This is a genomic window from Erythrobacter sp. 3-20A1M (genome assembly GCF_018636735.1).
Taxonomy (GTDB): Bacteria; Pseudomonadota; Alphaproteobacteria; order Sphingomonadales; family Sphingomonadaceae; genus Alteriqipengyuania.
Window position 1 is genome coordinate 3,083,603 of record NZ_CP045200.1, and the last position, 23,399, is coordinate 3,107,001.

Annotated in this window: 22 protein-coding genes; 11 read left to right on the forward strand and 11 right to left on the reverse strand. The window is 64.4% G+C overall.

Annotated elements, in window-relative coordinates:
* Positions 1–10: 10 nt before the first annotated feature.
* Genes gshB through rsmI form a run of 3 tightly spaced genes read right to left on the reverse strand, consistent with a single transcriptional unit; the run spans position 11 to position 2,175 of the window.
* Positions 11–964, reverse strand: a complete 954-nt coding sequence (gene gshB, locus F7D01_RS14925; RefSeq protein ID WP_215228221.1) for a glutathione synthase — start codon at positions 962–964, stop codon at positions 11–13.
* An 18-nt stretch (positions 965–982) separates the two neighbouring features.
* Positions 983–1,333, reverse strand: coding sequence for a YraN family protein (locus F7D01_RS14930; RefSeq protein WP_215228222.1), 351 nt, complete (start codon positions 1,331–1,333; stop codon positions 983–985).
* Positions 1,330–2,175 carry a 16S rRNA (cytidine(1402)-2'-O)-methyltransferase gene (rsmI, locus tag F7D01_RS14935; RefSeq protein ID WP_251566942.1) on the reverse strand — a complete coding sequence of 282 codons (846 nt, stop codon included), beginning with the start codon at positions 2,173–2,175 and terminating at the stop codon, positions 1,330–1,332. The genes F7D01_RS14930 and rsmI overlap by 4 nt, the downstream gene beginning before the upstream one ends.
* Before the next feature lie 39 nt (positions 2,176–2,214).
* On the opposite strand from rsmI, the gene F7D01_RS14940 reads away from it, so the two are divergent.
* Together F7D01_RS14940 and parE are read left to right on the forward strand one after the other, a co-directional pair.
* Positions 2,215–3,381 (forward strand): penicillin-binding protein activator, encoded by a 1,167-nt coding sequence (locus F7D01_RS14940; RefSeq protein WP_215228224.1) that lies wholly within the window; start codon positions 2,215–2,217, stop codon positions 3,379–3,381.
* Between the two features lie 68 nt (positions 3,382–3,449).
* On the forward strand, positions 3,450–5,438 hold the full coding sequence (gene parE / locus F7D01_RS14945) for a DNA topoisomerase IV subunit B (RefSeq protein WP_215228225.1): 1,989 nt from the start codon (positions 3,450–3,452) through the stop codon (positions 5,436–5,438).
* 3 nt (positions 5,439–5,441) lie between these two features.
* Here the strand turns inward: parE and F7D01_RS14950 are convergent, their stop codons facing one another.
* Positions 5,442–6,656 carry a bifunctional alpha/beta hydrolase/OsmC family protein gene (locus F7D01_RS14950; protein ID WP_215228226.1) on the reverse strand — a complete coding sequence of 405 codons (1,215 nt, stop codon included), beginning with the start codon at positions 6,654–6,656 and terminating at the stop codon, positions 5,442–5,444.
* A gap of 127 nt (positions 6,657–6,783) precedes the next feature.
* Here F7D01_RS14950 and F7D01_RS14955 point away from each other — a divergent pair, with 127 nt between their 5' ends.
* The 4 genes from F7D01_RS14955 to F7D01_RS14970 are packed head-to-tail and all read left to right on the forward strand — an operon-like array spanning position 6,784 to position 10,065.
* The gene (locus F7D01_RS14955) at positions 6,784–7,638 is read left to right on the forward strand and encodes a MoxR family ATPase (protein WP_215228227.1); all 855 of its coding nucleotides are present in this window, start codon (positions 6,784–6,786) and stop codon (positions 7,636–7,638) included.
* Entirely contained in the window at positions 7,625–8,527 is a 903-nt protein-coding gene (locus tag F7D01_RS14960) for a DUF817 domain-containing protein (RefSeq protein ID WP_215229848.1), read from the forward strand. Before F7D01_RS14955 ends, F7D01_RS14960 begins: the two co-directional genes overlap by 14 nt.
* Complete coding sequence (locus tag F7D01_RS14965) at positions 8,527–9,708, forward strand: VWA domain-containing protein (protein ID WP_215228228.1); 1,182 nt, start codon at positions 8,527–8,529, stop codon at positions 9,706–9,708. The genes F7D01_RS14960 and F7D01_RS14965 overlap by 1 nt, the downstream gene beginning before the upstream one ends.
* 30 nt (positions 9,709–9,738) lie before the next feature.
* Entirely contained in the window at positions 9,739–10,065 is a 327-nt protein-coding gene (locus tag F7D01_RS14970) for a hypothetical protein (RefSeq protein WP_215228229.1), read from the forward strand.
* A gap of 288 nt (positions 10,066–10,353) precedes the next feature.
* Here F7D01_RS14970 and F7D01_RS14975 read toward each other — a convergent pair whose 3' ends face one another.
* Together F7D01_RS14975 and F7D01_RS14980 are read right to left on the reverse strand one after the other, a co-directional pair.
* Positions 10,354–11,550 carry an exo-beta-N-acetylmuramidase NamZ domain-containing protein gene (locus F7D01_RS14975; protein ID WP_215228230.1) on the reverse strand — a complete coding sequence of 399 codons (1,197 nt, stop codon included), beginning with the start codon at positions 11,548–11,550 and terminating at the stop codon, positions 10,354–10,356.
* The gene (locus F7D01_RS14980; protein ID WP_215228231.1) at positions 11,547–12,092 is read right to left on the reverse strand and encodes a DOMON-like domain-containing protein; all 546 of its coding nucleotides are present in this window, start codon (positions 12,090–12,092) and stop codon (positions 11,547–11,549) included. Before F7D01_RS14980 ends, F7D01_RS14975 begins: the two co-directional genes overlap by 4 nt.
* A gap of 31 nt (positions 12,093–12,123) precedes the next feature.
* On the opposite strand from F7D01_RS14980, the gene tyrS reads away from it, so the two are divergent.
* The 4 genes from tyrS (at position 12,124) to cysK (ending at position 16,067) form a co-directional block, all read left to right on the forward strand.
* Complete coding sequence (tyrS, locus tag F7D01_RS14985) at positions 12,124–13,353, forward strand: tyrosine--tRNA ligase (RefSeq protein ID WP_215228232.1); 1,230 nt, start codon at positions 12,124–12,126, stop codon at positions 13,351–13,353.
* A gap of 118 nt (positions 13,354–13,471) precedes the next feature.
* Entirely contained in the window at positions 13,472–13,810 is a 339-nt protein-coding gene (locus F7D01_RS14990; protein ID WP_215228233.1) for a PilZ domain-containing protein, read from the forward strand.
* Positions 13,811–13,860: 50 nt separating this feature from the next.
* On the forward strand, positions 13,861–15,153 hold the full coding sequence (locus F7D01_RS14995; RefSeq protein ID WP_215228234.1) for an MFS transporter: 1,293 nt from the start codon (positions 13,861–13,863) through the stop codon (positions 15,151–15,153).
* Positions 15,150–16,067, forward strand: a complete 918-nt coding sequence (gene cysK / locus F7D01_RS15000; RefSeq protein WP_215228235.1) for a cysteine synthase A — start codon at positions 15,150–15,152, stop codon at positions 16,065–16,067. The genes F7D01_RS14995 and cysK overlap by 4 nt, the downstream gene beginning before the upstream one ends.
* A gap of 72 nt (positions 16,068–16,139) precedes the next feature.
* On the opposite strand, the gene F7D01_RS15005 is transcribed toward cysK, so the two are convergent.
* From F7D01_RS15005 to F7D01_RS15020, 4 genes are all read right to left on the reverse strand, one after another.
* The gene (locus tag F7D01_RS15005) at positions 16,140–17,945 is read right to left on the reverse strand and encodes an acyl-CoA dehydrogenase C-terminal domain-containing protein (RefSeq protein ID WP_215228236.1); all 1,806 of its coding nucleotides are present in this window, start codon (positions 17,943–17,945) and stop codon (positions 16,140–16,142) included.
* Positions 17,946–17,994: 49 nt separating this feature from the next.
* Positions 17,995–18,456, reverse strand: coding sequence for a MerR family DNA-binding transcriptional regulator (locus F7D01_RS15010; protein WP_215228237.1), 462 nt, complete (start codon positions 18,454–18,456; stop codon positions 17,995–17,997).
* Positions 18,457–18,485: 29 nt separating this feature from the next.
* Positions 18,486–18,866, reverse strand: a complete 381-nt coding sequence (gene hisI, locus F7D01_RS15015; protein ID WP_251566944.1) for a phosphoribosyl-AMP cyclohydrolase — start codon at positions 18,864–18,866, stop codon at positions 18,486–18,488.
* 255 nt (positions 18,867–19,121) lie between these two features.
* Positions 19,122–19,928, reverse strand: a complete 807-nt coding sequence (locus F7D01_RS15020; protein ID WP_215228238.1) for a ComF family protein — start codon at positions 19,926–19,928, stop codon at positions 19,122–19,124.
* A gap of 40 nt (positions 19,929–19,968) precedes the next feature.
* On the opposite strand from F7D01_RS15020, the gene F7D01_RS15025 reads away from it, so the two are divergent.
* Positions 19,969–20,721: a class I SAM-dependent methyltransferase gene (locus F7D01_RS15025; RefSeq protein WP_215228239.1), complete on the forward strand. Its 753-nt coding sequence runs from the start codon at positions 19,969–19,971 to the stop codon at positions 20,719–20,721.
* Between the two features lie 3 nt (positions 20,722–20,724).
* Here F7D01_RS15025 and ppdK read toward each other — a convergent pair whose 3' ends face one another.
* Positions 20,725–23,391 carry a pyruvate, phosphate dikinase gene (gene ppdK, locus F7D01_RS15030; RefSeq protein ID WP_215228240.1) on the reverse strand — a complete coding sequence of 889 codons (2,667 nt, stop codon included), beginning with the start codon at positions 23,389–23,391 and terminating at the stop codon, positions 20,725–20,727.
* Positions 23,392–23,399 lie beyond the last annotated feature (8 nt).

Here is a 23,399-nt window from a genome sequence, read left to right on the forward strand (position 1 = left end):
CGCGCATTCGCTACATCGCGGCGTGGCGCGCCTCGATCGCGTCCCAGATCGCCGCGCCGCTATCGGTGCCGTTGAACCTGTCGATCGCGACGATTCCGGTGGGGCTGGTGACGTTGATCTCGGTCAGCCATTCGCCGCCGATCACGTCGATCCCGACGAAGACCAGTCCCCGGCGCTTGAGCTCCGGCCCCATTGCCGCGCAGATTTCTTCCTCCCGCGCGGTCAACGTCGCCGCCTCGGCACGACCCCCTTGCGCAAGGTTGGAGCGGAACTCGCCCTCGCCCGGCAAGCGGTTGATTGCGCCCGCGAATTCGCCGTCGATCAGCACGATGCGCTTGTCGCCTTCGCTTACGGAAGGGAGGAAAGGCTGGACCATGTGGGGTTCGGGCCAAGTCTGGTTGAAAACCTCGAATAGGGCGGAGGTGTTCATCCGGTCCTCGCCCAGGCGGAAGATCGCCTTGCCGCCGTTTCCGTGCAGCGGCTTCACCACCACCGAACCATGCTTCTCCTGGAAGGCGCGCACATCGTCGGCATGCCGCGCGATCAGCGTCGGGGGCATGAAGCGCGCGTAGTCGAGTACGAACATCTTTTCCGGCGCGTTCACCACCTCGCGCGGATCGTTCACCACCAGGGTGGTGCCCTTAAGCCGATCGAGCAGAAATGCGGCGGTGATGTAGCCGAGGTGAAACGGTGGGTCCTGCCGCATCAGCACCACGTCGATCTCGCTGCCGAGATCGATCCGCCGCCGCTCCCCCATGGTGAAATGATCGCCCTCGACCCGTTGCACCGTCACCGGCGCAGCATGCGCAGTGATGCGCCCGTCTTCGTAGGCCAGTGTCGCAACGTCATAATGCCACACGCGATGCCCGCGCGCCTGCGCCGACAGCATCAGCGCGAAGCTGGAATCGCCTGCGATCTTGATGCTTTCCATGGGGTCCATCTGGAAGGCGGCGTTCAGCGGCATGTGTTTTCTCCGGTCAATTCAGGGCATCCAGGCGTTGACGATATGGCGCGGCATGCTGCGCGGCGCCATCAGCAGGACATCGATACGGATATCCTCGCCCTGCGTTGCATATTCATGGGCGACCGCTCCGACGGCGGCCGCGACACGGCGCAGGCGGAATTCGTCTATCGCGGTGTCGAGGTCGCTCGCTTTGCGACGCCATTTGACCTCTATGAAAGCGACGAGATTCCCCCGTCGCGCCACCAGGTCGATCTCGCCCAGCGGGGTCTTGCGGCGGCGGTCGAGAATGCGCCAGCCTTTCAGCTGGAGGTACAGCGCCGCCTGCCGCTCCCCTTCGCGACCGGCACTTTCCGCGCGCTGGCGCTTCATCGGCGCAGTTCCAGCGCGCGGGCATAGAGCGCCTTACGATCCTGCCCGGTGGCCTTCGCCACCTGCGCCGCGGCCTGAGAAGGCTTTTCGGTTTCGAGCGCATCACGCAGCAGGGCATCTATGTCGAAATCCCCCGGTTCGCTCTCGCCCGGCGGTCCGACCAGCAGTACAATTTCGCCCTTGGGGGGATGCGCCTCGTAATGTGCGATCAGTTCTTCCGCCGACCCTGTACGGCATTCCTCGTGCAGCTTGGTCAGCTCGCGAGCCACCGAGACGGCCCGGCCGGGCAATGTCCGTTCAATAGCTGAGAGGCTCTTCGTCAGGCGTGGTCCGGTCTCGTAGAACACCAGCGTCGCATTGATCGCCGCTAGACCAGAGAGCACATCGCCTTTCGCCTTGTCCTTTACCGGCAGGAAACCGGCGAACAGGAAGCGGTCGTTGGGCAGGCCGGAAAGCGTCAGACCCGCGATCGCCGCGCATGCTCCGGGTATCGTGGTGATCGGAACCGCCGCCTCGCGCGCTGCCGTCACCAGACGGAAGCCGGGGTCGGAAACCAGCGGCGTTCCCGCATCGCTCACCAGCGCCACCGCGCGCGTGGCCATGCTTTCTACCAGGCGCGCCCTGTCGCGTTCTCCCGAATGATCGTCGTAACGCCATAGCGGCTTGGACAGCCCGAGATGCTTCATGAGCTTGCCGGTCACACGCGTGTCCTCGCACGCCACTCCGTCGCAACGAGCGAGGATGTCGATCGCGCGCAAGGTGATGTCGCCGAGATTGCCAATGGGCGTGGCGACTATATACAGTCCGGCAGACAGGGGTTGGCGGGTCGCTTCGCTTTCCACGCCAACGCCCATGCACCGGGACAAGAGGGAATCGCAACAATGAGTTTTTCGAGGCTGAACCGCCGCTCCATTCTGGTCGTGGCGGCTGCGCTGCTCGCGGGGTGTCAGATCATCCCGAAGGCACCGCAGACCTCGACCCCCGGCCCGGCACCAGAACCGACCGCGGGACCCAGCACATCGACCCTGCCCAGCGATGAAACGCGGCATCGGGTCGCCCTGCTCGTTCCCCTGAGCGGCAGCAATGGCGCGGTGGGCCAGTCGATAGCGAACGCCACCACGATGGCGCTGCTCGATACCGGTGCGGAGAACCTTCGTATCACTACCTATGACACCGCAAGCGGTGCGCGCACCGCCGCGCGGCAGGCAATCGCTGACGGCAACCGCCTTATCCTAGGGCCTCTCATGTCGAACGATGTGGGGGACGTCCTGGCCGAGGCGCGGCCCGCCGATGTCCCGCTGATCTCCTTCTCCAACGACGCGCAGGTCGCCCGGGCCGATGTTTTTGTGATGGGGCATATTCCCAGCGAATCGATCGAACGGACTGTGCGCTACGCCGGGGCGAAGGGCGCGCGCCGCTTTGCCGCCCTCATCCCCGATGGCGAATACGGCAGCCGCGCCGAACAGGCGCTGAAGGAAGCCGTCGCCCGCGTCGGCGGCACCGTCACCCGGATAGAGAGCTATAGCCGCAGCAACACCTCGATCGTCAGCGCGGCGCAGCGTCTGCGCCAGAACGGCGGGTTCGATGCCGTGCTGGTAGCCGATGGGGCCGATCGGGCGATCGAGGCGGCCAAGGTCCTACACCCCGGCGGCAGCGGACCGGGCCGCATCATCGGCACCGAATTGTGGAGCGGGGAAGCTGCCCTGACGCGCAACGCTGCGATGCGCGGGGCGCAGTTTGCCGCCGTTTCCGACGCGCGCTTCCGCAAGTTCTCCGACAGCTACAAAACTCGCTTCGGTGGGCAGCCCTTCCGTATCTCCACGCTGGGTTACGACAGCGTGCTGCTGGCGCTGCGAGTGGCGACGGACTGGAAACCCGGCACCCCCTTCCCCACGCGCAAGCTGCTGGACCAGGGCGGTTTCCTTGGCCTCGACGGCGCTTTCCGCTTCGAAAAGACCGGACTGGTCGAGCGCGCCATGGAGGTGCGCGAGGTGCGCGACGGCGAAGTCGTGATCGTGGACCAGGCCCCTTCCCGCTTCGGCAATTGAGCGCACGAATGCCGAAAAGCCGAAGGCCCCGCTTGTAGCGGACCGAAGCCGCGCCTTATAGCAGGTGGATGGCCGACGATCTTTTCGAGAACACCCCCGCTTCCAGCGGCGATTACGATAGCTCCTCGATCGAGGTGCTGGAGGGGCTGGAGCCGGTGCGCCGCCGCCCGGGCATGTATATCGGCGGCACCGACGATCGCGCCCTCCACCACCTCGTCGCCGAAGTGCTCGACAATTCGATGGACGAGGCGGTGGCGGGGCACGCCAGCCGGATCGAGGTCAAGCTGGAGGCGGGAAACCGCGTGACCGTGACCGACAATGGTCGCGGCATGCCGGTGGACGAACATCCCAAGTTCCCCGGCAAGTCGACGCTGGAAGTGATCCTCTCGACACTACATTCGGGCGGCAAGTTCTCGGGCAAGGCCTATGCCACCAGCGGCGGCCTGCACGGCGTGGGCGTATCAGTGGTAAATGCCCTGTCGGCGCATACGCGGGTCGAGGTTGCGCGCGACCGCCAGCTCTATGCGCAGGAATTTAGCAAGGGGCAGACGCTCGGCCCGATCGAAGAGCTGGGTCCGACACCGAACCGGCGCGGAACCACGGTGACGTTCACCCCCGACCCCGAGATTTTCGGGGATCGCCAGTTCAATCCGAAGCGATTGTTCAAGCTCGCCCGGTCGAAAGCCTACCTGTTCGCCGGGGTAGAAATCCGCTGGAAATGCGACGAGACACTGGCGAGTGCAGACGTCCCAACGGAGGCGACCTTCAATTTCCCCGGTGGGCTGGCGGACCACCTTGCCGAGCAGATCGGCGAGCGGGAGTGCGTTACGGCTACGCCTTTCGCGGGATCGCAGGACTTTCCCGAGCAGGACGGCACGACACAGGGCCGCGTCGAGTGGGCGATCGCCTGGCCCCTGTATTCCGATGGTTCGACCAGCTGGTACTGCAACACCGTACCCACGCCCGATGGCGGCACGCACGAGCAGGGCCTGCGTGCTGCTTTGACAAAGGGACTGCGCGCATTCGGCGACCTTACCGGGCAGAAGAAGGCCAAGGACATCACCGCCGACGACGTGATGACGGGCGCCGAGATCATGCTCAGCGTCTTCATCCGCGATCCGCAATTCCAGAGCCAGACGAAGGACCGCCTGACCAGCCCGGAGGCGGCGCGTCTGGTCGAGAATGCGGTGCGCGATCACTTCGACCATTTCTTGTCCGAGAACATGGATCGTGGCCGCGCGCTGCTCGGCAGCGTGATGGAGCGGATGGACGAGCGGCTGCGCCGCAAGGCCGAGCGAGAGGTCAAGCGCAAGACCGCGACCAACGCGAAGAAGTTGCGCCTGCCCGGCAAGCTGACCGACTGCAGCGGCGAAGGCGACGGTGAGACCGAGCTGTTCATCGTCGAAGGCGACAGCGCGGGCGGCAGCGCGAAGCAGGCGCGCAATCGCAAGACGCAGGCGATCCTGCCGATCCGCGGCAAGATCCTGAACGTCGCCAGCGCCACCGCGGATAAGATTCGGGCCAATTCGGAAATCGCCGACCTGGTCCTCGCTCTCGGCTGCGGCACGCGCAAGGACTGCGATCCGGAGAACATGCGCTACGACCGCATCATCATCATGACCGATGCCGATGTCGACGGTGCGCACATCGCAACGCTGCTGATGACGTTCTTCTTCCAGGAAATGCCCGAGGTGGTGAAGCGCGGGCACCTATTCCTCGCACAACCGCCGCTCTATCGGCTGACTGCGGGCAAGGAGAGCGCCTACGCCCGCGACGACGCCCATCGCGCGGAGCTGGAGGCAACGGTCTTCAAGGGCAAGAAGGTGGAGGTCGCGCGGTTCAAGGGCCTTGGCGAAATGAACCCGCAGCAATTGCGCGAAACCACCATGGCACCCGAAAGCCGCGGCCTGATCCGGATCACCCTCCCCCCCGAGCACGAGCAGCGCCACGCGGTGAAGGAACTGGTCGATCGCCTGATGGGCCGCAATCCCGAACACCGGTTCAACTTCATCCAGAACCGCGCAGGCGAGCTCGACCGCGACCTGATCGACGCCTGAGGCTCAGTCTTCGGCAGTCTCGGTATGAATGTGGAGATGCCCATCCAGCGTGCGATGCACCGGGCATCTGTCCGCGATCTCGATCAGCTTCGCGCGCTGTTCGGTCGTGAGTTCATCTCCGAGGAGAGCGATTTCCCGGTAGAGGGCCTGAATCTGCTTGCCCTCTTCCATGGCGGTGACGTGGTCGCATTCCTGCTGGTGATCGCGCTCGTGGCGCAGCTCGATGCGCGTCCCGGCTAACGGCCAGCCCTTGCGATCGGCGTACATCCTCATCGTCATCGCGGTGCACGTGCCGAGCGCCGCCAGCAGCAGGTCGTAGGGCGTCGGGCCGGTATCGTCCCCTCCGACCGAGCGCGGCTCGTCGGCGACGAAATGGTGGCTCCGGGTCTCGACGATGCTCGCGAAGCGCCCGTGGCCGGTGGAGACCCGAATGCCTTCGTCCGGCAATTGCGTTTCCAATTCGGGAAACCGCTTATGCGCCCATCCGGCGGTCATTTCGGCCACGAATGTGGCGTCCGCGGATCGCGTGAGCAGATGGTTCGCATCTTCGAGGCTTACGAAGCTCTTCGGGTGATGGGCCTTCTCGAACAACTTCGCTGCGTTCTCGATCCCGACCGTGTCGTCGGTCGGCGAATGCATGACCATCAGCGGCGTGCGCAGCTTTGCGACGCAGGACAGGAGGTCGGCCGAACGCATCTGTTCGATGAAGGTCCGGCTGACCGTGAAGGGTCGACCGCCGATATCGACCGGCCCTTCGCCATCCTGCTCGATCGCGCCGAGATTACCGGAGACCTGCTTCAGCGCATGCGGCACGCTGGCCGGTGCGCCGATGGTGACGACGCCCGCTACATTCTGGAGCCGCTCCGCTCCCGCCAAGACGGCCGCGCCGCCCAGGCTGTGGCCGACCAGCAGGATCGGTCCGCCGAAGCGCCGTTCGAGAAAGCCCGCGCTCGCGACGAGATCGTCGACATCGCCCGAGAACCCCTGGTGGCCGAACTCGCCCTCGCTACCCCCCAAACCAGTGAAATCGAACCGTAGCGTCGCGATACCATGACGCGCCAGCGCGCGCGAGACATGCACGGCGGCGATGCTTTGCTTCGTGCAGGTAAAGCAGTGCGCGAACAGCGCAGCACCGCGAAGAGCCCCGGCGGGCATCTCGATCGACCCGGAGAGCTCGATGCCTTCCGCATTTTCGATGGTCACGGTCTCGGTCGGCATGCTGTTTCTCTCGATTATCCGATATTGGCGGCCACGCCCTAGGCGATGGATCGGTGCGGTGCCAGCGGCCTTGCCCGCGCCCGCCCGCTTCCCTAACGCTTACGTAAAGCAATCCGGATGGAGCAGTATGACCGCACAATTCGAAGGCACCAGTTCCTACATCGCGACCGAAGACCTGAAGGTGGCCGTCAACGCCGCTGTCACCTTGCGGCGCCCCCTGCTGGTCAAGGGTGAGCCCGGCACCGGCAAGACGGTGCTGGCCCACGAGATCGCCAAGGCGATCGATGCCCCCCTGATCGAATGGAACGTCAAGTCGAGCACCAAGGCGCAGCAGGGGCTTTACGAGTACGACGCGGTCGCCCGCTTGCGCGACGGCCAGCTGGGCGACGAGCGTGTCCACGACATTGCGAACTACATCAAGAAGGGCAAGCTGTGGGAAGCGTTCACCGCACCCGAGCTGCCCGTCCTGCTGATCGACGAGATAGACAAGGCCGATATCGAGTTTCCCAACGACCTGTTGCAGGAACTCGACCGGATGAGCTTCGATGTTTACGAGACGCAGGAGCGGATCGAGGCGAAGGAACGCCCGATCGTCGTCATCACCTCCAACAACGAGAAGGAGCTGCCTGACGCGTTTCTGCGCCGCTGCTTCTTCCACTACATCAAGTTCCCCGATCGCGACACGATGCAGGCGATCATCGACGTGCACTTTCCCGGCATCCAGGCGCGGCTGGTGAAGCAGGCGATGGACGTGTTCTACGAATTGCGCGAAGTGCCGGGCCTGAAGAAGAAGCCTTCGACCAGCGAACTGCTCGACTGGCTCAAGCTGCTGATGAACGAGGACATGCCGCTGGAGGTGCTGCAGGACAGCAACCCGAACAAGGCGATCCCGCCGCTCCACGGCGCGCTGCTGAAGAACGAACAGGACGTCATGCTGTTCGAACGGCTCGCTTTCATGAGCCGGCGCAATCCGGGCGGCTGACCCGCCGGGCAAGCCGCAAACCACGCGCTTCGCGGCGATCCGCGCGCGGCTCGAATCGTTCGAGCCGCGACCCGGATGGCATGCGTGGATTTACGAGTTCGCGCTGTTCGGTTTCAAGCAAGGCTGGGCGTGCCTGTTCGGCGCATTGATGCTGGTCCTGCTCGTTGCGACGCACCTTTTCTACCCCGACGACGCAACGTTGGCGCGGTACGATTTCCTGACTCTCGCCGCGCTGGCGATCCAGCTCGGTATGCTCGGATTTCGGCTGGAAACGTGGGAGGAGGCGAAGGTTATCCTGGCCTTTCACGTCGTCGGCACGGTGATGGAGCTGTTCAAGACAGCGCACGGCTCGTGGCTCTATCCCGAAACCAGCGTGCTGCGGATCGGCGATGTGCCGCTGTTCTCAGGCTTCATGTATGCCGCCGTCGGTAGCTATATCGCCCGTGTCTGGCGCATCTTCGACTTTCGTTACACCGGCTATCCGCCCCGCTGGGCAAGCTGGGGGCTCGCCGTCGCGATCTACGTAAACTTCTTCGCCCATCACTGGCTGCCGGACATCCGGTTGGCGCTGTTCGCCGCGCTCCTCATCCTGTTTGCCCAGACCCGCGTATGGTTCACGGTCTGGCGCACGCCGCGCTGGATGCCGCTGCTACTCGGCTGGTTCCTCGTCGCGCTGTTCATCTGGTTCGCCGAAAATCTCGGCACATTCGCCCGCGCATGGAGCTATCCCCACCAAGCGGCAGGCTGGACCATGGTGTCGCCCATGAAGCTGGGCGCGTGGTACCTGCTCATGTATATCAGCTTCGTGCTGGTCAGCGCGGTCGCACGCATTCGTGCGCCCTCTATCGCTTCTAAACCCTCAATCGAAAAGCCGGCACTGGAAAGCTGATGTTCTTCAATTTCGTCGACGAATTGCGCGAGGCGGGTATCTCCGCCAGCTTCAAGGAGCATCTGACGCTCCTCGAAGCGCTCGATCGCAACGTCATCGCCCAGACGCCCGAGGCGTTCTATTACCTCTCTCGCGCGACCTTCGTGAAGGACGAGGGGCTGATCGACCGCTTCGACCAGGTGTTCCAGAAGGTCTTCAAGGGTGTGCTGACCGATTACGGCCAGAACCCGGTCGATATTCCGGAGGAGTGGCTGAAAGCCGTTGCCGAAAAATTCCTGACCCCGGAGGAAATGGCCGAGATCGAGTCGCTGGGCGACTGGGACGAGATCATGGAGACGCTGAAGAAGCGGCTCGAGGAGCAGAACGAAGAGCACCACGGCGGCAACAAGTGGATCGGCACGGGCGGCACATCGCCCTTCGGCCATTCGGGCTACAATCCGGAGGGCGTGCGGATCGGCGGCGAGAGCAAGCACAAGCGCGCGATCAAGGTGTGGGAGAAGCGCGAGTTCAAGAACCTCGACAACACGAAGGAACTCGGCACCCGCAACATCAAGATGGCACTGCGCCGCCTGCGGCGCTTCGCGCGCGAGGGTGCGGCGGATGAGCTCGATCTCGAAGGAACCATTCGCGGCACGGCCAAGCAGGGCTGGCTCGACATCCGCATGCGCCCCGAACGGCACAATGCGGTGAAACTGCTGCTCTTCCTCGACGTCGGAGGGTCGATGGACCCCTTTATCAAGGTTACGGAGGAGCTGTTCAGCGCCGCAACCACTGAATTCAAGAACCTCGAATTCTTCTACTTCCACAACTGCCTCTACGAAGGCGTGTGGAAGGACAACCGCCGCCGCTGGCAGGAGCGGACGAAGACCTGGGACGTGCTCCACAAGTTCGGTCACGACTACAAGGTGGTCTTCGTCGGCGATGCAGCGATGAGCCCCTACGAAATCAGCCATCCCGGCGGCAGCGTGGAGCATATGAACGAGGAGGCGGGCGCGACCTGGATGCGCCGGATGACCAATACCTATCCCGCCACCGTCTGGTTAAATCCCGTCCCCGAGAAGCAGTGGGGCTATTCGCAGAGCACCCGCATGATGCGCGAGCTGGTGAATGACCGCATGTATCCCCTGACGCTTGACGGTTTGGACGGTGCCATGCGGGAGTTGAGCCGAAAGCAGGGATAACATAACCTCATCCTTCTGGAGGACGTCTCGATGAAAGCTCTTCTGATCCTTGCCGCTGCCGCGCCTCTCATTTCCGCGCACCCCCAACCGGAGGACCCGATGGAGCTGCCGCACGCCCAGGCAACCAGCGCCCAGTCCGAACGCCATTGTCGTGACACGGTCACAGACGTGCGGGAAGATCGCGGCCTGCCCAGGCTCGATCGCCGCACCGCCAGCCCGGAGGAGCCGCTGTTTTACGCGGCGGTCGATCACCGCGTCGATGGCTGCACGGTCCTCGTCATGAAAGACCCGGAAGATGGCATTCGTCCGGTGCCAGAGACCGACCCCAGAAAAGTGGAGTTCATTCCAGCTCGCTGACCGACCCGGGTCTGCAAATTAGCTCGGGTCTTCGATGGAGGGTGGCGGTTTGCTGAACCAGCGCGACTGCGCATCGTTTAATCGACAGCAGTCTTGCACGCGCATGTCGAATTCGCGCGGGATGTGGCCGGTGTTCCGGTACCAGACAGACGCCGCATCGGCGGCGAGGATAGCCGGTCCGCCTGTCCTCGGAATGGGGTCGGCTCTAAGCAATGGGGATCAGAGGGCGGCCGCTGTGCCTTATAAGGCTAACAGTATGAACTGCCGACGATCCGGCGTGGTCTCGCCTCAGTACAGCAGATGGCCGCGCAAGGTCTCTACCCAGCTCGCCTCGTCCGACGCGGCCATGTTATCGAGATCGTGCGGCGTAGCGGCGGGATCGTCGACCCATTCGCGCAAGCTCGGCCCGCCGTTGATGACGTCGATCGCCAACCGCTCCCTCTCGTATTCGTAGGGAAAGTCGCGCCACATGTCGTAATCCGGATAGAGGGCGCGAATGGCCTTGAAAGCCAGGGCCTGCAGCCTCCACGGCCGGAAAGTGTCGTGCCGGTAGAACGACCCTTCGGCGTGGATCATCAGCGCGTTGCACAGCGTTCCCGCGTGCTTGTGGAAGGTCGGCTCGAACCAGCATTCGCGAAGGGCGCACCCAGCCAGCCATTCGGGCGCGAGCCGTTCCATTTCTGCCAGCACCCCCTTCGCGTCGATATCCGGTGCGCCGAACAGCACCTCCAGCGGACGCGTGGTGCCACGCCCCTCGCTCAGCGTCGCGCCCTCCAGCATCACCGTACCCGCATAGGCGCGCGCCATGTTCACATTGGCGGCATTGGGGCTCGGGTTGATCCAGACACGATCTTGCGGCCAGCCGTGACCGGGGCCGTCCGGCTCCCACCCTTCCATCGTCACGACCCGATAGTCGACGTCGAGGTCGAAGTGCTCGACGAACCATCGCCCCATCTCGCCCATGGTCAACCCATGTCGCATCGGCATGGGAGCGGCGCCGACGAAGCTTTCCTGCCCCGGCACCAACAACGTACCTTCCACCGGACGACCCGCCGGGTTGGGGCGGTCGAGCACCCAGACGCTCTTGCCGTGCTTCTCCGCTTCCTGAAGCAGATAGAGCAGCGTCGTGACGAAGGTGTAGATGCGGCAGCCGAGGTCCTGCAGATCGAACAGGAAAACATCGGCGGTCGACATCATCTGCCCCGTCGGCCGACGCACCTCGCCATAAAGGCTGAAGACCGGGATGCCGTATTGCAGATCGGTCTCGTCCGCCGTCTCCACCATATTGTCTTGCTTGTCCCCCTTCAAACCGTGCTGGGGGCCGAGCGCGCTGGTCACGGTAAAACCCGCTGCGATCAGGGCGTCGAGGCTGTGGGTCAGGTCCGACGCGACCGAGGCGGGATGGGCGACCAGCGCGACGCGCTTACCCTCCAGCGGTTTGCGAAAGGTGGAGTCGGCGAGCAGGCGGTCCAGTCCGGTTTTCATACCGCTCCGCGTGGATGAAGCGTCGCGGCGAAGCAAGCGGGATCGTGGAAATCGGGGCGATGGCCGGCGGGTTGCGCTAGCGCCCAGAAGCTCTTCTCTTCGCCTTCCTCCTCGATGACCGCGCTCAAGCCCATCGCGCAAGGGGCATTGGGTAGCAGGGATAGCGGGATCGCTGCCTCGAACAGCGCAAAGACGCGCCCGGTTCGCATGGTGCAAACCGGTGCGGCCTCGCCCGGCCGCTCGCGCATGCCATCGCGATAACGGTCGAAATCGTAGGCGTTCCAGCGATCGGATGGGGAGAAGTTGAACTCGCAATAACCCTCCCCGGCCTCGGGCCGCAGGAACAGCTCGAAGCAGGTCGTCTGCCACAACCCATCTGCGCGCCCTGCCCCCGCGAAACGCGGCGCCACGAGCCGCCGGGCGGTGTCGATGCGCCAACGCAGCCACAGCCAGCCGGGGTGATGCTGTGCGACATAGACCGTTACCGTGCTTACCCGCCGCGGCGGACAGGCGATGTGCGGCACCAGTTCATGCGTTTTCATCGGCCCTCCCCCGTGCTAGCGGGCGCCCACCATGAGCACCTATTCCTCCGACCTCCTGCGCCTGCTCGAAAAGCGCGGCTACATCCACCAGACGACGGATGCCCACGCGCTCGACGCGCTGGCTGCGAAGGAGATCGTGCCGGGCTATATCGGCTTCGATGCCACCGCGCCAAGCCTGCATGTCGGCAGTCTTGTGCAGATCATGATGCTCCGCCGCCTGCAGCAGACCGGGCACAAGCCGATCGTGGTGATGGGCGGCGGCACGACCAAGATCGGTGATCCGAGCGGCAAGGACGAAAGCCGCAAGCTGCTAACCGGCGAGGATATCGAAGCGAACATCACGTCTATCCGCAGGGTGTTCGAACGGGTGCTCGATTTCAACGACGGTCCGACCGGTGCGATCATGGTCAACAACGACGATTGGCTGTCGGATCTCGGCTATATCGAGCTGCTGCGCGATGTCGGCCCGCACTTCACGGTGAACCGGATGCTGACCTTCGATTCGGTCAGGTTGCGGCTCGACCGCGAGCAGCCGCTGACCTTCCTCGAATTCAATTACATGATCCTCCAGGCCTACGATTTCCTGGAGCTGAAGCGTCGCCACGGTTGTCGCCTGCAGATGGGCGGCAGCGACCAGTGGGGCAATATCGTCAACGGGATCGAGCTGTCGCGGCGCATGGACGGGGCGGAGCTGTTCGGGGTCACGACTCCCCTGCTCACCACCGCCGACGGTGCGAAGATGGGCAAGACCGCGGCGGGCGCGGTGTGGCTGAACGAGGATGCCCTGCCCGCCTACGATTTCTGGCAATACTGGCGGAATACGGATGATCGGGACGTCGGCCGCTTTCTGCGTCTGTTCACCGATCTGCCGCTGGACGAGATCGCACGGTTCGAATCGCTCGAAGGGAGCGAGATCAATGCAGCGAAGGAAGTTCTCGCCAACGAAGTGACCGCACTCGTCCGCGGCGAAGAGGCGGCGGCTTCAGCCGCGGCCACCGCGCGCGATACGTTCGCGGGCAGCGGAGCCGGGGCCGATCTACCCGTCCATGTCGCCGATGCCGGCCCGGTTCCCCTGACCACCGTACTCAACGCGCTCGGCTTCGTGCAGTCGAATGGCGAGGCCAAGCGCAAGATCAAGGAGGGTGCGATCCGGGTCGACGGCGAGGTGGTGGACGACCTCGCGCTGGAGCTCTCCCCTTCGCCCGGATCGGACATCCGCATCAGTCTCGGCAAGAAGAAGCACGGCCTCCTGAGGGGTTAAGCGACTGATTTCATTTATCTTGTGTCGAAACGGGACAGTCCGCTCTTAACCAGATGTCAGCGATTACCCGGCAATTGTCTCCCTTCACGAAGTTGGCGAAGAAGGGACCGGTGGAACCATGGCCGTGGGAGCACAGCTGTCTGTAACCGACCAGCGGCGCGCGTCGCGCCATCCGGTCGATTACCCTACCCTGGCGGAACATAGCGAACGCGGCGATATCGCGTTTCACATCAGCAATATCTCCGCAAACGGTTTCATGATCGACAACGCGGAAGGGATCGAGCGCGGCGAGCGCGTGATCGTGCGTCTGCCGATCATCGGCCGGATCGAGGCACACACGATCTGGGCACGCGACACACGCGCCGGATTCCAGTTCGAACGCATCCTGCGGACCGACGACCTGATGGCGATCATCGAACAGTTGCAGCCCAATCCCCGTCTCAAGCGGATGCGCTGAGCCAGTCTTAAGCGCTGGTATTCGATCGCGGCGAATGCCAAGGCGCGGGGGTGAGCGAACCAACCCACCCCTTCCGCATTGCCAATTTTCGCGCCTACTGGTTCGCCCGGCTGACCATGACGCTGGGCCAGTACGCGATGATGCTGATCATCGGCTGGCAAACCTACAACATCGCGCGCGATGCCGGGCACAACGTTGCGGAGGCGTCGGGCCAGTTGGCGCTGATCGGGCTGTTCCAGTTCGTTCCGCTATTCCTCCTCACCCCGTTTTCCGGCCTCGTGGCCGACCGGTTCAATCGTCGCACGGTCGCGAGATCCACCGTGGTCCTGCAACTGGGCTGCGCCATCGCGCTCGCTTTGCTCACTGCGCGGGGATTGCTCGAGCTTCATTGGCTGTTCGGCATCGCCGTGGTGCTGGGCATCGTTCGCGCATTCAACGGCCCTGCGCTGTCCGCCCTCGCCCCCAATCTGGTACCCAAGGCGATCCTGCCGAACGCCATCGCGCTGTCTTCCATCGCGTGGCAGGTCGGGATGATCGCGGGCCCGGGACTGGGCGGGTATCTCTACGCGATCCAGCCGGCGCTTCCCTATGCTGTCGCGGGTGCGTTGTTCCTGGTCGCTATCGTCTCGCTCGGCTTCATCGGAGAGGTTCCGCGTACCCCCATCGCCGGGGCTCAGCGTCCGATCGGGCGGATCGTGGAGGGGCTGCGCTATGTCGTCCACAATAAGATGGTGCTCGGTTCGATCACGCTCGACCTGCTGGCGGTGTTTCTCGCCGGAGCCAACGCGCTGCTGCCCGTCTTTGCCCGCGATGTGTTGCAGGTGGGGGAAACCGGTCTGGCGCAACTCGCCATGGCACCGGCCATCGGCGCGGCGCTGACCGCGGCATGGTTTTCCATCCGCCCGCTCAAGACCAATGTCGGGCCGAAAATGCTGGGCGCGGTGGCGGTATTCGGTGGCGCGACCATCGGGTTCGGCCTGTCGACCTGGATGCCGCTCAGCCTGGCGATGCTGTTCATTGTGGGCGCGGCCGACATGTTCTCGGTCTATATCCGCCAGTCTCTGATCCAGCTACACACCCCCGACGACAAGCGGGGCCGCGTTTCCGCCGTCAGCCTGCTGACGATCAGCGCCTCCAACGAATTCGGCGACTTCTTCTCTGGCAGCCTTGCCTTCCTCATCGGGCCCGTGGCCGCTCTTGTCGCCGGTGGTGCGGGCGCCATATCGACCGTGATCCTGTGGAGCCGTATCTTTCCGGTTCTGCGGACCACCCGGACCTTCGACCCGCCGCCTGCGTTGGATGAAGAAAGCCCCGAAGAGCAATTGCAGGAGCAGATCTCATGAAAGCCGACAGCGTTCTAGCCACCATCGGAAACACCCCGCACATCCGCCTTTCGCGGATGTTTCCGGATCACGAAGTCTGGGTGAAATCCGAACGCGCCAACCCCGGCGGTTCGATCAAGGACCGCATCGCCCTAGCCATGGTGGAAGATGCGGAGAAGGCCGGCACGCTGAAACCGGGCGGCACCATCATCGAACCGACCAGTGGCAATACCGGCATTGGCCTTGCCATGGTCGCCGCAGTGAAAGGCTACGAGCTGATCCTGTGCATGCCCGAAAGCATGAGCGTAGAGCGGCGACGCCTGATGCTGGCCTACGGTGCCAAATTCGACCTCACGCCCAAGGAAGGCGGCATGAAGGGCGCGATCGAACGCGCTACCGAGCTGGTCCAACAGACCGATGGGGCTTGGATGCCGAGCCAGTTCGACAACGAATCGAACTACAAGGTTCACGTGCGGACCACCGCGAAAGAAATTCTCGACGATTTCGCCGACGATCCGATCGATGTCATGATCACCGGCGTTGGTACGGGGGGCCATATCACCGGTTGTGCGGAGGAGCTCAAGAAACACTGGAGCTCCATGAAGGCCTATGCCGTGGAGCCAGAGGGTTCGCCGGTTATCGGCGGCGGGCAGCCCGGCCCACACCCGATCCAGGGAATCGGCGCCGGTTTCATCCCCGACAATCTGCATACCGGCAGCATCGACGGTGCGATCGCCGTGAATGCGGACAAGGCCAAGGAAATGGCGCGCCGCTGCGCGGCCGAGGAAGGTTTGCTGGTCGGGATTTCGAGCGGAGCGACGCTCGCCGCAATCGACAAGAAGCTTTCCGAGCTGGACAGCGGAACCCGCATTCTCGGTTTCAACTACGATACGGGCGAACGCTACCTCTCGGTGGCGGACTTCCTGCCCGAATAATCGCAGTGCCTGATCGAGAAGGGCCGGATCGCGACCATTTCGCGGTCCGGCCCTTTTTCGTATCCGGCTGGATCAGGCGGCGGTGGCGAAGTCCGCCTCTTCCAGCGCCATCATGCTCTCGCTCCCGCTTTCGATCTTGCGCCGCAGCGCGCCCGCATCGGGTACGTAGCGATCGAAGAAATAGCGCGCGGTCTTTATCTTCGCCTCGTAAAACGCCTTGTCCTCAGGCGAATTCGCCAGCTTCTCCTGCGCCACCTTCGCCATGCGAAGCCACATCAGCCCGAGGCAGACGATACCCATCAGGTGCATGTAGTGATGGGCACCCGCGCCTAGGTTGTTGGGGTTCTGCATTGCGTTCTGCATGAACCACATGGTCGCGGCCTGCTGTTCACCCAGCGCCTTCTCCAACTTCTCGGCCAGCGGAGCGAGCGCTTCGTCGTCCTTCGCGGCGCCCACATCCTCACCGACGAGCTTGAAGAACGCCTGGATCGCCGCCCCACCCTTCGATGGCAGCTTGCGGCCGCACAGATCCATGGCCTGCACGCCATTCGTGCCTTCGTAAATCTGCGCGATACGCGCATCGCGCACGAACTGCTCCATGCCCCATTCGCGAATGTAGCCGTGGCCGCCATAGACCTGCTGCATATTGGTCGCGATCTCGTAACCCTTGTCCGTGCCGTATCCCTTGATCACCGGGGTCAGCAGACCGACGAGCTGATCCGCCGTCTTGCGGTCTTCCTCGTCCGCCGCACGGTGGGTCATATCGACCTCCAGCGCGGTCCAGAGGGCTAGTGCCCGCATCCCTTCGGTGAAGGCTTTCGCATCCATCAGCATCCGCCGCACGTCGGGGTGGACGAAGATCGGATCGGCCTTTTCCTCGGGCTCCGCCGGACCTGTCAGCGCGCGGCCCTGCCGTCGGTCGAGCGCGTAGGTGACGCCGTTCTGGTAGGCGACTTCGGCCTGCGAGAGCCCTTGAATGCCGACACCGAGGCGCGCCGCGTTCATCATCACGAACATCGCGGCGAGCCCCTTGTTCTCCTCGCCGACGAGCCAGCCCTTCGCTCCGTCGTAGTTCAGCAGACAGGTCGAGTTGCCGTGGATACCCATCTTCTCCTCGATCGAGCCGCAGACGACACCGTTGCGCTCGCCGAGCGAGCCGTCGTCGTTCACCAACACCTTGGGCACGATGAAGAGGCTGATCCCCTTGGAGCTGTCGGGCGCACCCGGGGTCTTCGCTAGCACCAGATGTATGATGTTTTCCGTCAGGTCGTGTTCGCCCGCCGAGATAAAGATCTTCGTGCCGGTGATCGCATAGCTGCCGTCGCTCTGCGGCTCCGCCTTGGTGCGGATAAGACCCAGATCGGTGCCGCACTGGGGCTCGGTCAGGTTCATCGTGCCCAGCCATTCGCCAGCGATCATCCTGGGAAGGTACTTTTCCTTCTGCTCCTGCGAGCCCGCTGCGATGATCGCCGAAACCGCGCCGTTGGCGAGGCCGGGATACATGCCGAACGCCTGGTTGGACGAAGAAATGAACTCCTCCATCGCGAAGCCGACGACATGCGGCAGGCCCTGCCCGCCAAACTCCTCGGGCGCAGTCAGTGTGCCCCAACCGGCCTCCACGAACTGCGCGTAGGCTTCCTTGAAGCCATCGGGGGTGGTCACCGAGCCATCGGGATGTCGCGTGCAACCCTGCTCGTCACCCGACCGGTTGAGGGGCGCGAGCACCTCGGCGGTGAACTTGCCCGCTTCCGACAGGATCGTATCGACCAGGTCCGGGGTCGCGCTCTCGAACCCAGGAAGATTTCCATAGCTGGCAAGATCGAGCACCTCGTTGATAACGAAGCGCGCGTCGCGGGTGGGAGCAATATAGGTCGGCATGGGTGTCCTTCGGGGTTTGATGTAAGGTGTTCAGGCCAATGGCTCGAACTCACTCGTCTTCGTTGTAGATCGCGTTCTCGACCTGGGCGATGAAGGCGGTCAGTTCGTCGATCGAAGAATTGATGTCATCACGCTGGCGCTTCAATTTGGCGACATGGGCCAGGCAGCGTTCGATAGTGACGCGGCGTTGCTCGCTCCGCCCGTCGTCGAGATCGTAGAGATCGATCATCTCGCGAATTTCGGACAGGCTGAACCCGACATTCTTGGCCCGCATGATCCACGCCAGGCGGGCGCGATCGCGCTGCGAGTAAATCCGCGTCAGACCCACCCGGCGCGGCGCGATCAACCCTTCGTCCTCGTAGAATCGCAATGCTCGCGCGGTACAGTCGAATTCAGAGGTCAGATCGGAGATACTGAAGCGGTCCCGTTTCAGCGCGTCCGGCCGTTCGAGATGCGCCCCGGCATGGGGCTTGCTGCGATCAAGTGCGGTTTCCGACATGGTCGGCATCATCTACCTGACCTTTACGTAAGGGTCAATCCTCACTCCCCGACGGGCGCAAGTTCCCCTCCAGCGAGTTCACGGTAAAAGCAGCTGCGCGCGCCGGTATGGCATGTCGGACCGGCGGGTTCTGCGATCAGCACCAATGCGTCTTGGTCGCAATCGACCAGCATGCGCTTTACCGCGAGGCGGTTGCCCGAGGTCTCTCCCTTCATCCACAGTCGCTCCCGCGATCGGGACCAGAAGTGGGCAAAGCCGGTCCGGCGGGTCATTTCCAGCGCTTCGGCATTCATGGCCGCCACCATCAGAACGGTGCCATCCTTCTGATCGGTAACGACCGCGGTCAGCAGCCCGCGATCGTCGAACTTGGGCATGAAGTTCGCGCCGGTTTCCCGCATCAGCTGGTCTGATTTCGTCGTCATGATCTAGTCCCCCTCGTCGGGGCGCTTCTTATGTTGCACTCGAACAACAGGGTCGTCGCAAAATCGGATGGGTCGCGCAATGGCCCTTTGCTCTTGGACGCTCCCGTGGAACTTATTGCCTCAGCCGAACGGCGGTGCCGCAAGAGCGCCAGGGTTCGGGGGGTTGGCGATCGCACATGAGGGTTCGTGCGTTCGCTGGAGAACAGGGCGGTGCGCGATCCGGGGGGATGGTCGCCCGCTTCGATGACGGTATCGTCACGCAGCGCCCGGAGCCTTCGCGGTTCCGGGCGCTTGTTCCTTGGACACTCTTTTCTGCGATCCTTCATCGATCACCCGCGCGAAGCAGGCGATCCGGACGCTGGAGGCTCCCGCCTGCAGGAGCGCCCGTACGCAAGCGTCCGACGTAGCGCCACTCGTCACGACATCGTCGACGAGGATAACCGACTTACCGGCGAGTGCCGAACGGCGGCGCGGGTGCACTGCAATCGCGCCACGCAGAGCGCGCATCCGCGCACTGCGACCCAAGCCCCCCAGCGAAGGTGTGCCGCGCGTCCGGACTAGCGCGTCGACCATCAGCGTTCCTCGCCCGGCTTTCGCCAGCTCCGCTGCCAACAGCGCGGCCTGGTTGTAACCGCGCCGCCACAGCCGCCAGCGATGCAGCGGGACCGGCACGATCACGGTATGCTCTCCCTCCATCACTGGTAGCCGCGCCGCGATCAGCCTCGCCATCATTCCGGCATGGGCGATTCGCCCGCCGTGCTTGAAGGCGAGGATGATCTTGCGCGAGACGGCTCCGTAGATCGTCGCGGCGTGGATACCCGCGTGCCGTGGCGGAGCGGCGAGGCACGGCGCGCAACTCCCTTCGGCACCTACCGTCTCGACCGGCAGGGGGCGCTGGCAAGTGGCGCATGCGGGCTCGCCCGGGATGGCCAGCTCGCTCCAGCAATCGAGGCATAGTCCCGCCTGGTTGCCGATCGCGGTGCCGCACACTGGGCAGCGCGGCGGATAGACGAAGTCCACCACCGGCGCGAAGGTCTGGCGGAGTGTCGAAACGAGCGGCATCGGTCTATGCTGCGCGGGCTTCGCCGGGTAGGCAAGCGGCATGTCCGCACCCGCCCCGCCACGCATCTTTTCGCCCACCCGCCGGATTGCCCGCGACGCGCGGCACGCACATGCTGCCCCCGATCACTCGGCGCAGTTCCTGCGTTCCGACATGGCCGAGGATATCCTGGAGCGGCTTGCCTTCATGCAGGTCGAGCCTGCCCGGGTCCTGCTGCTGGGAGACCGGCCAAACCTCCTCCGTCCGTCGCTGGAGGAGCGCGGCTTCACAGTACGGACTGCCGGTCCCGACACGATCGACGAGGAGCAGCCCTTCGCTGCGCCTGCGTTCGACATTCTCGTCAGCATGGGCCTGCTCGATACGGTCAACGACCTGCCCGGTGCGCTCCTGCATGTGCGGCGCGCGCTGCCCGAGGGCGGGCTGTTCTTTGCCAGCTTCACGGGCGCTGGTAGCCTGCCCCAGTTGCGCCGGATCCTCGCGGCGGCGGATGGCGAGCGGACCGCGGCGCGGCTGCATCCGCAGATCGACACGCAGGGGGCCAGTGCGCTGATGCAACGCGCCGGCTTTTCGCGGCAGGTGGTCGATTCGCGCACGCTCACCGTCTCCTACCGTTCGTTCGAGCGCCATGTTGCCGACCTGCGCGCGCAAGGGATGAGCGGCGTGCTGGCCGATACTCCCCCGCCCCTCACCCGCGCCTCGCTCGACCGGGCGAAGGAGGCGTTCGCCGCTCAGGCCGACGACACCGGCAGGGTTACCGAAACGTTCGAGATCCTCACCCTGACCGGCTGGACATAGCCCCTACTTGTCCAGCGCCGCCTGCGCCGCCGCCAGTCGCGCGATCGGCACGCGGTAGGGCGAGGCGCTGACGTAATCGAGCCCGACGCGTTCGCAGAAGCCGATGCTGGCGGGGTCGCCGCCGTGCTCTCCGCAAATGCCGAGCTTTATCTCGGGCCGGGTCTTGCGCCCGCGCTCCGCCGCCAGCTCGACCAGCTGGCCCACGCCGTCCACATCCAGGCTGACGAAGGGATCGCGCGCGAAGATGCCCTTGTCGACATAGGTGCTGAGGAACCGCCCCGCATCGTCGCGGCTGACGCCCAGCGTCGTCTGCGTGAGATCGTTGGTGCCGAAGCTGAAGAAGCGCGCTTCCTCCGCGATCTCGCCCGCCATCAGCGCGGCGCGCGGCAGTTCGATCATCGTGCCGACGAGATAGTCGAGCGTGCGGCCCTTCTCGGTAAAGACCTCGTCCGCCACCCGATTGACCAGCGCGCGCAGGATTTCGAGCTCGCGCTTTGTCGCCACCAGCGGGATCATCACTTCGGGGACCGGGGCATCGCCGCTGCTCGCGGCCACGTCGCACGCCGCCTCGAAGATGGCGCGCGCCTGCATCTCGTAGATTTCGGGATAGGTGATGCCGAGGCGACAGCCGCGATGGCCCAGCATCGGGTTGAATTCGTGCAGTTCGTTCGCACGCCGCTTCAGGTGATCGACACCCAGCCCGGTGATCTCCGCCAGATCGGCGAAATCGGCGTCTTCCGTGGGCAGGAACTCGTGCAGCGGCGGGTCGAGCAGGCGTATCGTGCACGGCAGGCCCGCCATCGCCTCGAAAATCTGCGCGAAATCGTCGCGCTGTTCGGGCAACAGCTTGTCGAGCGCCTTGCGCCGCCCCTTCTCGTCGTCGGCCAGGATCATCTCGCGCACCGCGCTGATCCGTCCGGCGTCGAAGAACATGTGCTCGGTCCGGCACAGCCCGATGCCGTCGGCCCCGAACTGGCGCGCCATGCGGCAGTCGGCGGGCGTTTCGGCATTGGTGCGCACGCCCATCCGCCGATGCTCGTCCGCCCATTCCATCACCTTGGCGAAATCGCCGGCGAGTTCGGGCTCGATGGTCGGGACCTCGCCCGCCATGACCTGCCCGTTGCCGCCGTCGATGGTGATGACGTCACCTTCCTTCAACTCGCGATTGCCGATCCGCAGCGTGCGGGCGGTGCGATCGATCGAGACGGCCGAGGCACCCGACACGCAGGGGCGGCCCATGCCGCGCGCGACCACCGCCGCGTGGCTGGTCATGCCGCCGCGCGCGGTCAGGATACCCTGCGCCGCGTGCATCCCGTGAATATCCTCAGGGCTGGTTTCGATACGGACCAGGATCACCTTGTCGCCGCGCCCCGCCCATTGTTCGGCGGTGTCGGCGTCGATCGCGATCTTGCCGCTCGCCGCGCCGGGTGACGCCGGGAGGCCCGTGGTCATCACATCGCGCGCCGCGTCGGGATCGAGCGTCGGGTGCAGCAGCTGGTCGAGCGCCATCGGGTCGATCCGCCTCACCGCCGTCTTGCGGTCGATCAGCCCCTCGCCTTCCATCTCGACCGCCATCTTCAGCGCCGCCTTGGCGGTGCGCTTGCCATTGCGGGTCTGGAGCAGGAACAGTTTGCCGCGTTCAACCGTGAACTCGATGTCCTGCATGTCCTTGTAGTGCCCTTCGAGCAGCTCGAACACGCGGGCCAGCTCGCCATAGGCATCGGGCATGGCCTCTTCCATGCTCGGCTTGTCCGCGCCGGCATCCTCTCGCCGGGCCTTGGTCAGGTATTGCGGCGTGCGGATGCCCGCGACCACGTCCTCGCCCTGCGCGTTGACTAGCCACTCGCCGTAATAGGCCTTCTCCCCGGTGGAGGGATCGCGGGTGAAGGCGACGCCTGTCGCGCTGGTGTCGCCCATATTGCCGAACACCATCGCCTGCACATTCACCGCGGTGCCCATGTCGTGCGGAATGTCGTTCAGGCGGCGGTAGATCTTTGCGCGCTCGGTATCCCAGCTGTCGAACACGGCGGCGATCGCGCCCCACAGCTGCTCGTTCACGTCCTGCGGAAACGGGTGGCCGAGGTCGCGCTGTGCGATGGAGAGGTATTCCTCGACCAGCGCCTGCCAGTCCTGCGCCTCCATCTCCGTATCGTTGTAATAGCCGCGATCTTCCTTCGCGATTTCCAGCGCTTCCTCGAACAATCCGTGGTCGAGGCCGAGGACGACATCGGAATACATCTGGATGAAGCGGCGATAGCTGTCCCAGGCGAAGCGCTCGTCGCCGCTGGTCTGGGCGAGGCCCTTCACCGTCTCGTCGTTGAGGCCGAGATTGAGGACGGTGTCCATCATGCCGGGCATGGAAATCGCGGCACCCGAGCGGACGGAGACGAGCAGCGGATCGGCCGCGTCGCCCAGTTTCTTGCCGACGGTGCGCTCGATATGGCCGACCGCATCGGCCACCGCCCGGCGCAGGTCGTCGGAGAAATCCGCACCTTCCTGCAGATAGCGCAGGCATTCCTCGGTCGTGATGGTGAAGCCGGGCGGTACGGGCAGGCCGATACTGGCCATTTCCGCCAGGTTCGCGCCCTTGCCGCCGGTGACGGTCTTGTCCTTCTGCCGCGCGTCCGAATGATCCGCGTCGCCGCCGAATGTGTAGACCGTTTTCGTCATTGGAATCC

What these genes read in the sequence shown, in the direction of transcription:
- F7D01_RS14975 (WP_215228230.1), bottom strand. Translation starts at nt 11,550, where the DNA reads ATGAAAACCGGACTGGACCGCCTGCTCGCCGACTCCACCTTTCGCAAA.
- F7D01_RS14990 (WP_215228233.1), top strand. Translation starts at nt 13,472, where the DNA reads ATGGCCGTGGGAGCACAGCTGTCTGTAACCGACCAGCGGCGCGCGTCG.
- F7D01_RS14950 (WP_215228226.1), bottom strand. Translation starts at nt 6,656, where the DNA reads ATGCCGACCGAGACCGTGACCATCGAAAATGCGGAAGGCATCGAGCTC.
- tyrS (WP_215228232.1), top strand. Translation starts at nt 12,124, where the DNA reads ATGAGCACCTATTCCTCCGACCTCCTGCGCCTGCTCGAAAAGCGCGGC.
- F7D01_RS15020 (WP_215228238.1), bottom strand. Translation starts at nt 19,928, where the DNA reads ATGCCGCTCGTTTCGACACTCCGCCAGACCTTCGCGCCGGTGGTGGAC.
- F7D01_RS15025 (WP_215228239.1), top strand. Translation starts at nt 19,969, where the DNA reads ATGTCCGCACCCGCCCCGCCACGCATCTTTTCGCCCACCCGCCGGATT.
- F7D01_RS14980 (WP_215228231.1), bottom strand. Translation starts at nt 12,092, where the DNA reads ATGAAAACGCATGAACTGGTGCCGCACATCGCCTGTCCGCCGCGGCGG.
- F7D01_RS14940 (WP_215228224.1), top strand. Translation starts at nt 2,215, where the DNA reads ATGAGTTTTTCGAGGCTGAACCGCCGCTCCATTCTGGTCGTGGCGGCT.
- ppdK (WP_215228240.1), bottom strand. Translation starts at nt 23,391, where the DNA reads ATGACGAAAACGGTCTACACATTCGGCGGCGACGCGGATCATTCGGAC.
- F7D01_RS15010 (WP_215228237.1), bottom strand. Translation starts at nt 18,456, where the DNA reads ATGATGCCGACCATGTCGGAAACCGCACTTGATCGCAGCAAGCCCCAT.
- gshB (WP_215228221.1), bottom strand. Translation starts at nt 964, where the DNA reads ATGCCGCTGAACGCCGCCTTCCAGATGGACCCCATGGAAAGCATCAAG.
- F7D01_RS14965 (WP_215228228.1), top strand. Translation starts at nt 8,527, where the DNA reads ATGTTCTTCAATTTCGTCGACGAATTGCGCGAGGCGGGTATCTCCGCC.
- F7D01_RS14930 (WP_215228222.1), bottom strand. Translation starts at nt 1,333, where the DNA reads ATGAAGCGCCAGCGCGCGGAAAGTGCCGGTCGCGAAGGGGAGCGGCAG.
- F7D01_RS15005 (WP_215228236.1), bottom strand. Translation starts at nt 17,945, where the DNA reads ATGCCGACCTATATTGCTCCCACCCGCGACGCGCGCTTCGTTATCAAC.
- F7D01_RS14955 (WP_215228227.1), top strand. Translation starts at nt 6,784, where the DNA reads ATGACCGCACAATTCGAAGGCACCAGTTCCTACATCGCGACCGAAGAC.
- cysK (WP_215228235.1), top strand. Translation starts at nt 15,150, where the DNA reads ATGAAAGCCGACAGCGTTCTAGCCACCATCGGAAACACCCCGCACATC.
- F7D01_RS14970 (WP_215228229.1), top strand. Translation starts at nt 9,739, where the DNA reads ATGAAAGCTCTTCTGATCCTTGCCGCTGCCGCGCCTCTCATTTCCGCG.
- hisI (WP_251566944.1), bottom strand. Translation starts at nt 18,866, where the DNA reads ATGACGACGAAATCAGACCAGCTGATGCGGGAAACCGGCGCGAACTTC.
- parE (WP_215228225.1), top strand. Translation starts at nt 3,450, where the DNA reads ATGGCCGACGATCTTTTCGAGAACACCCCCGCTTCCAGCGGCGATTAC.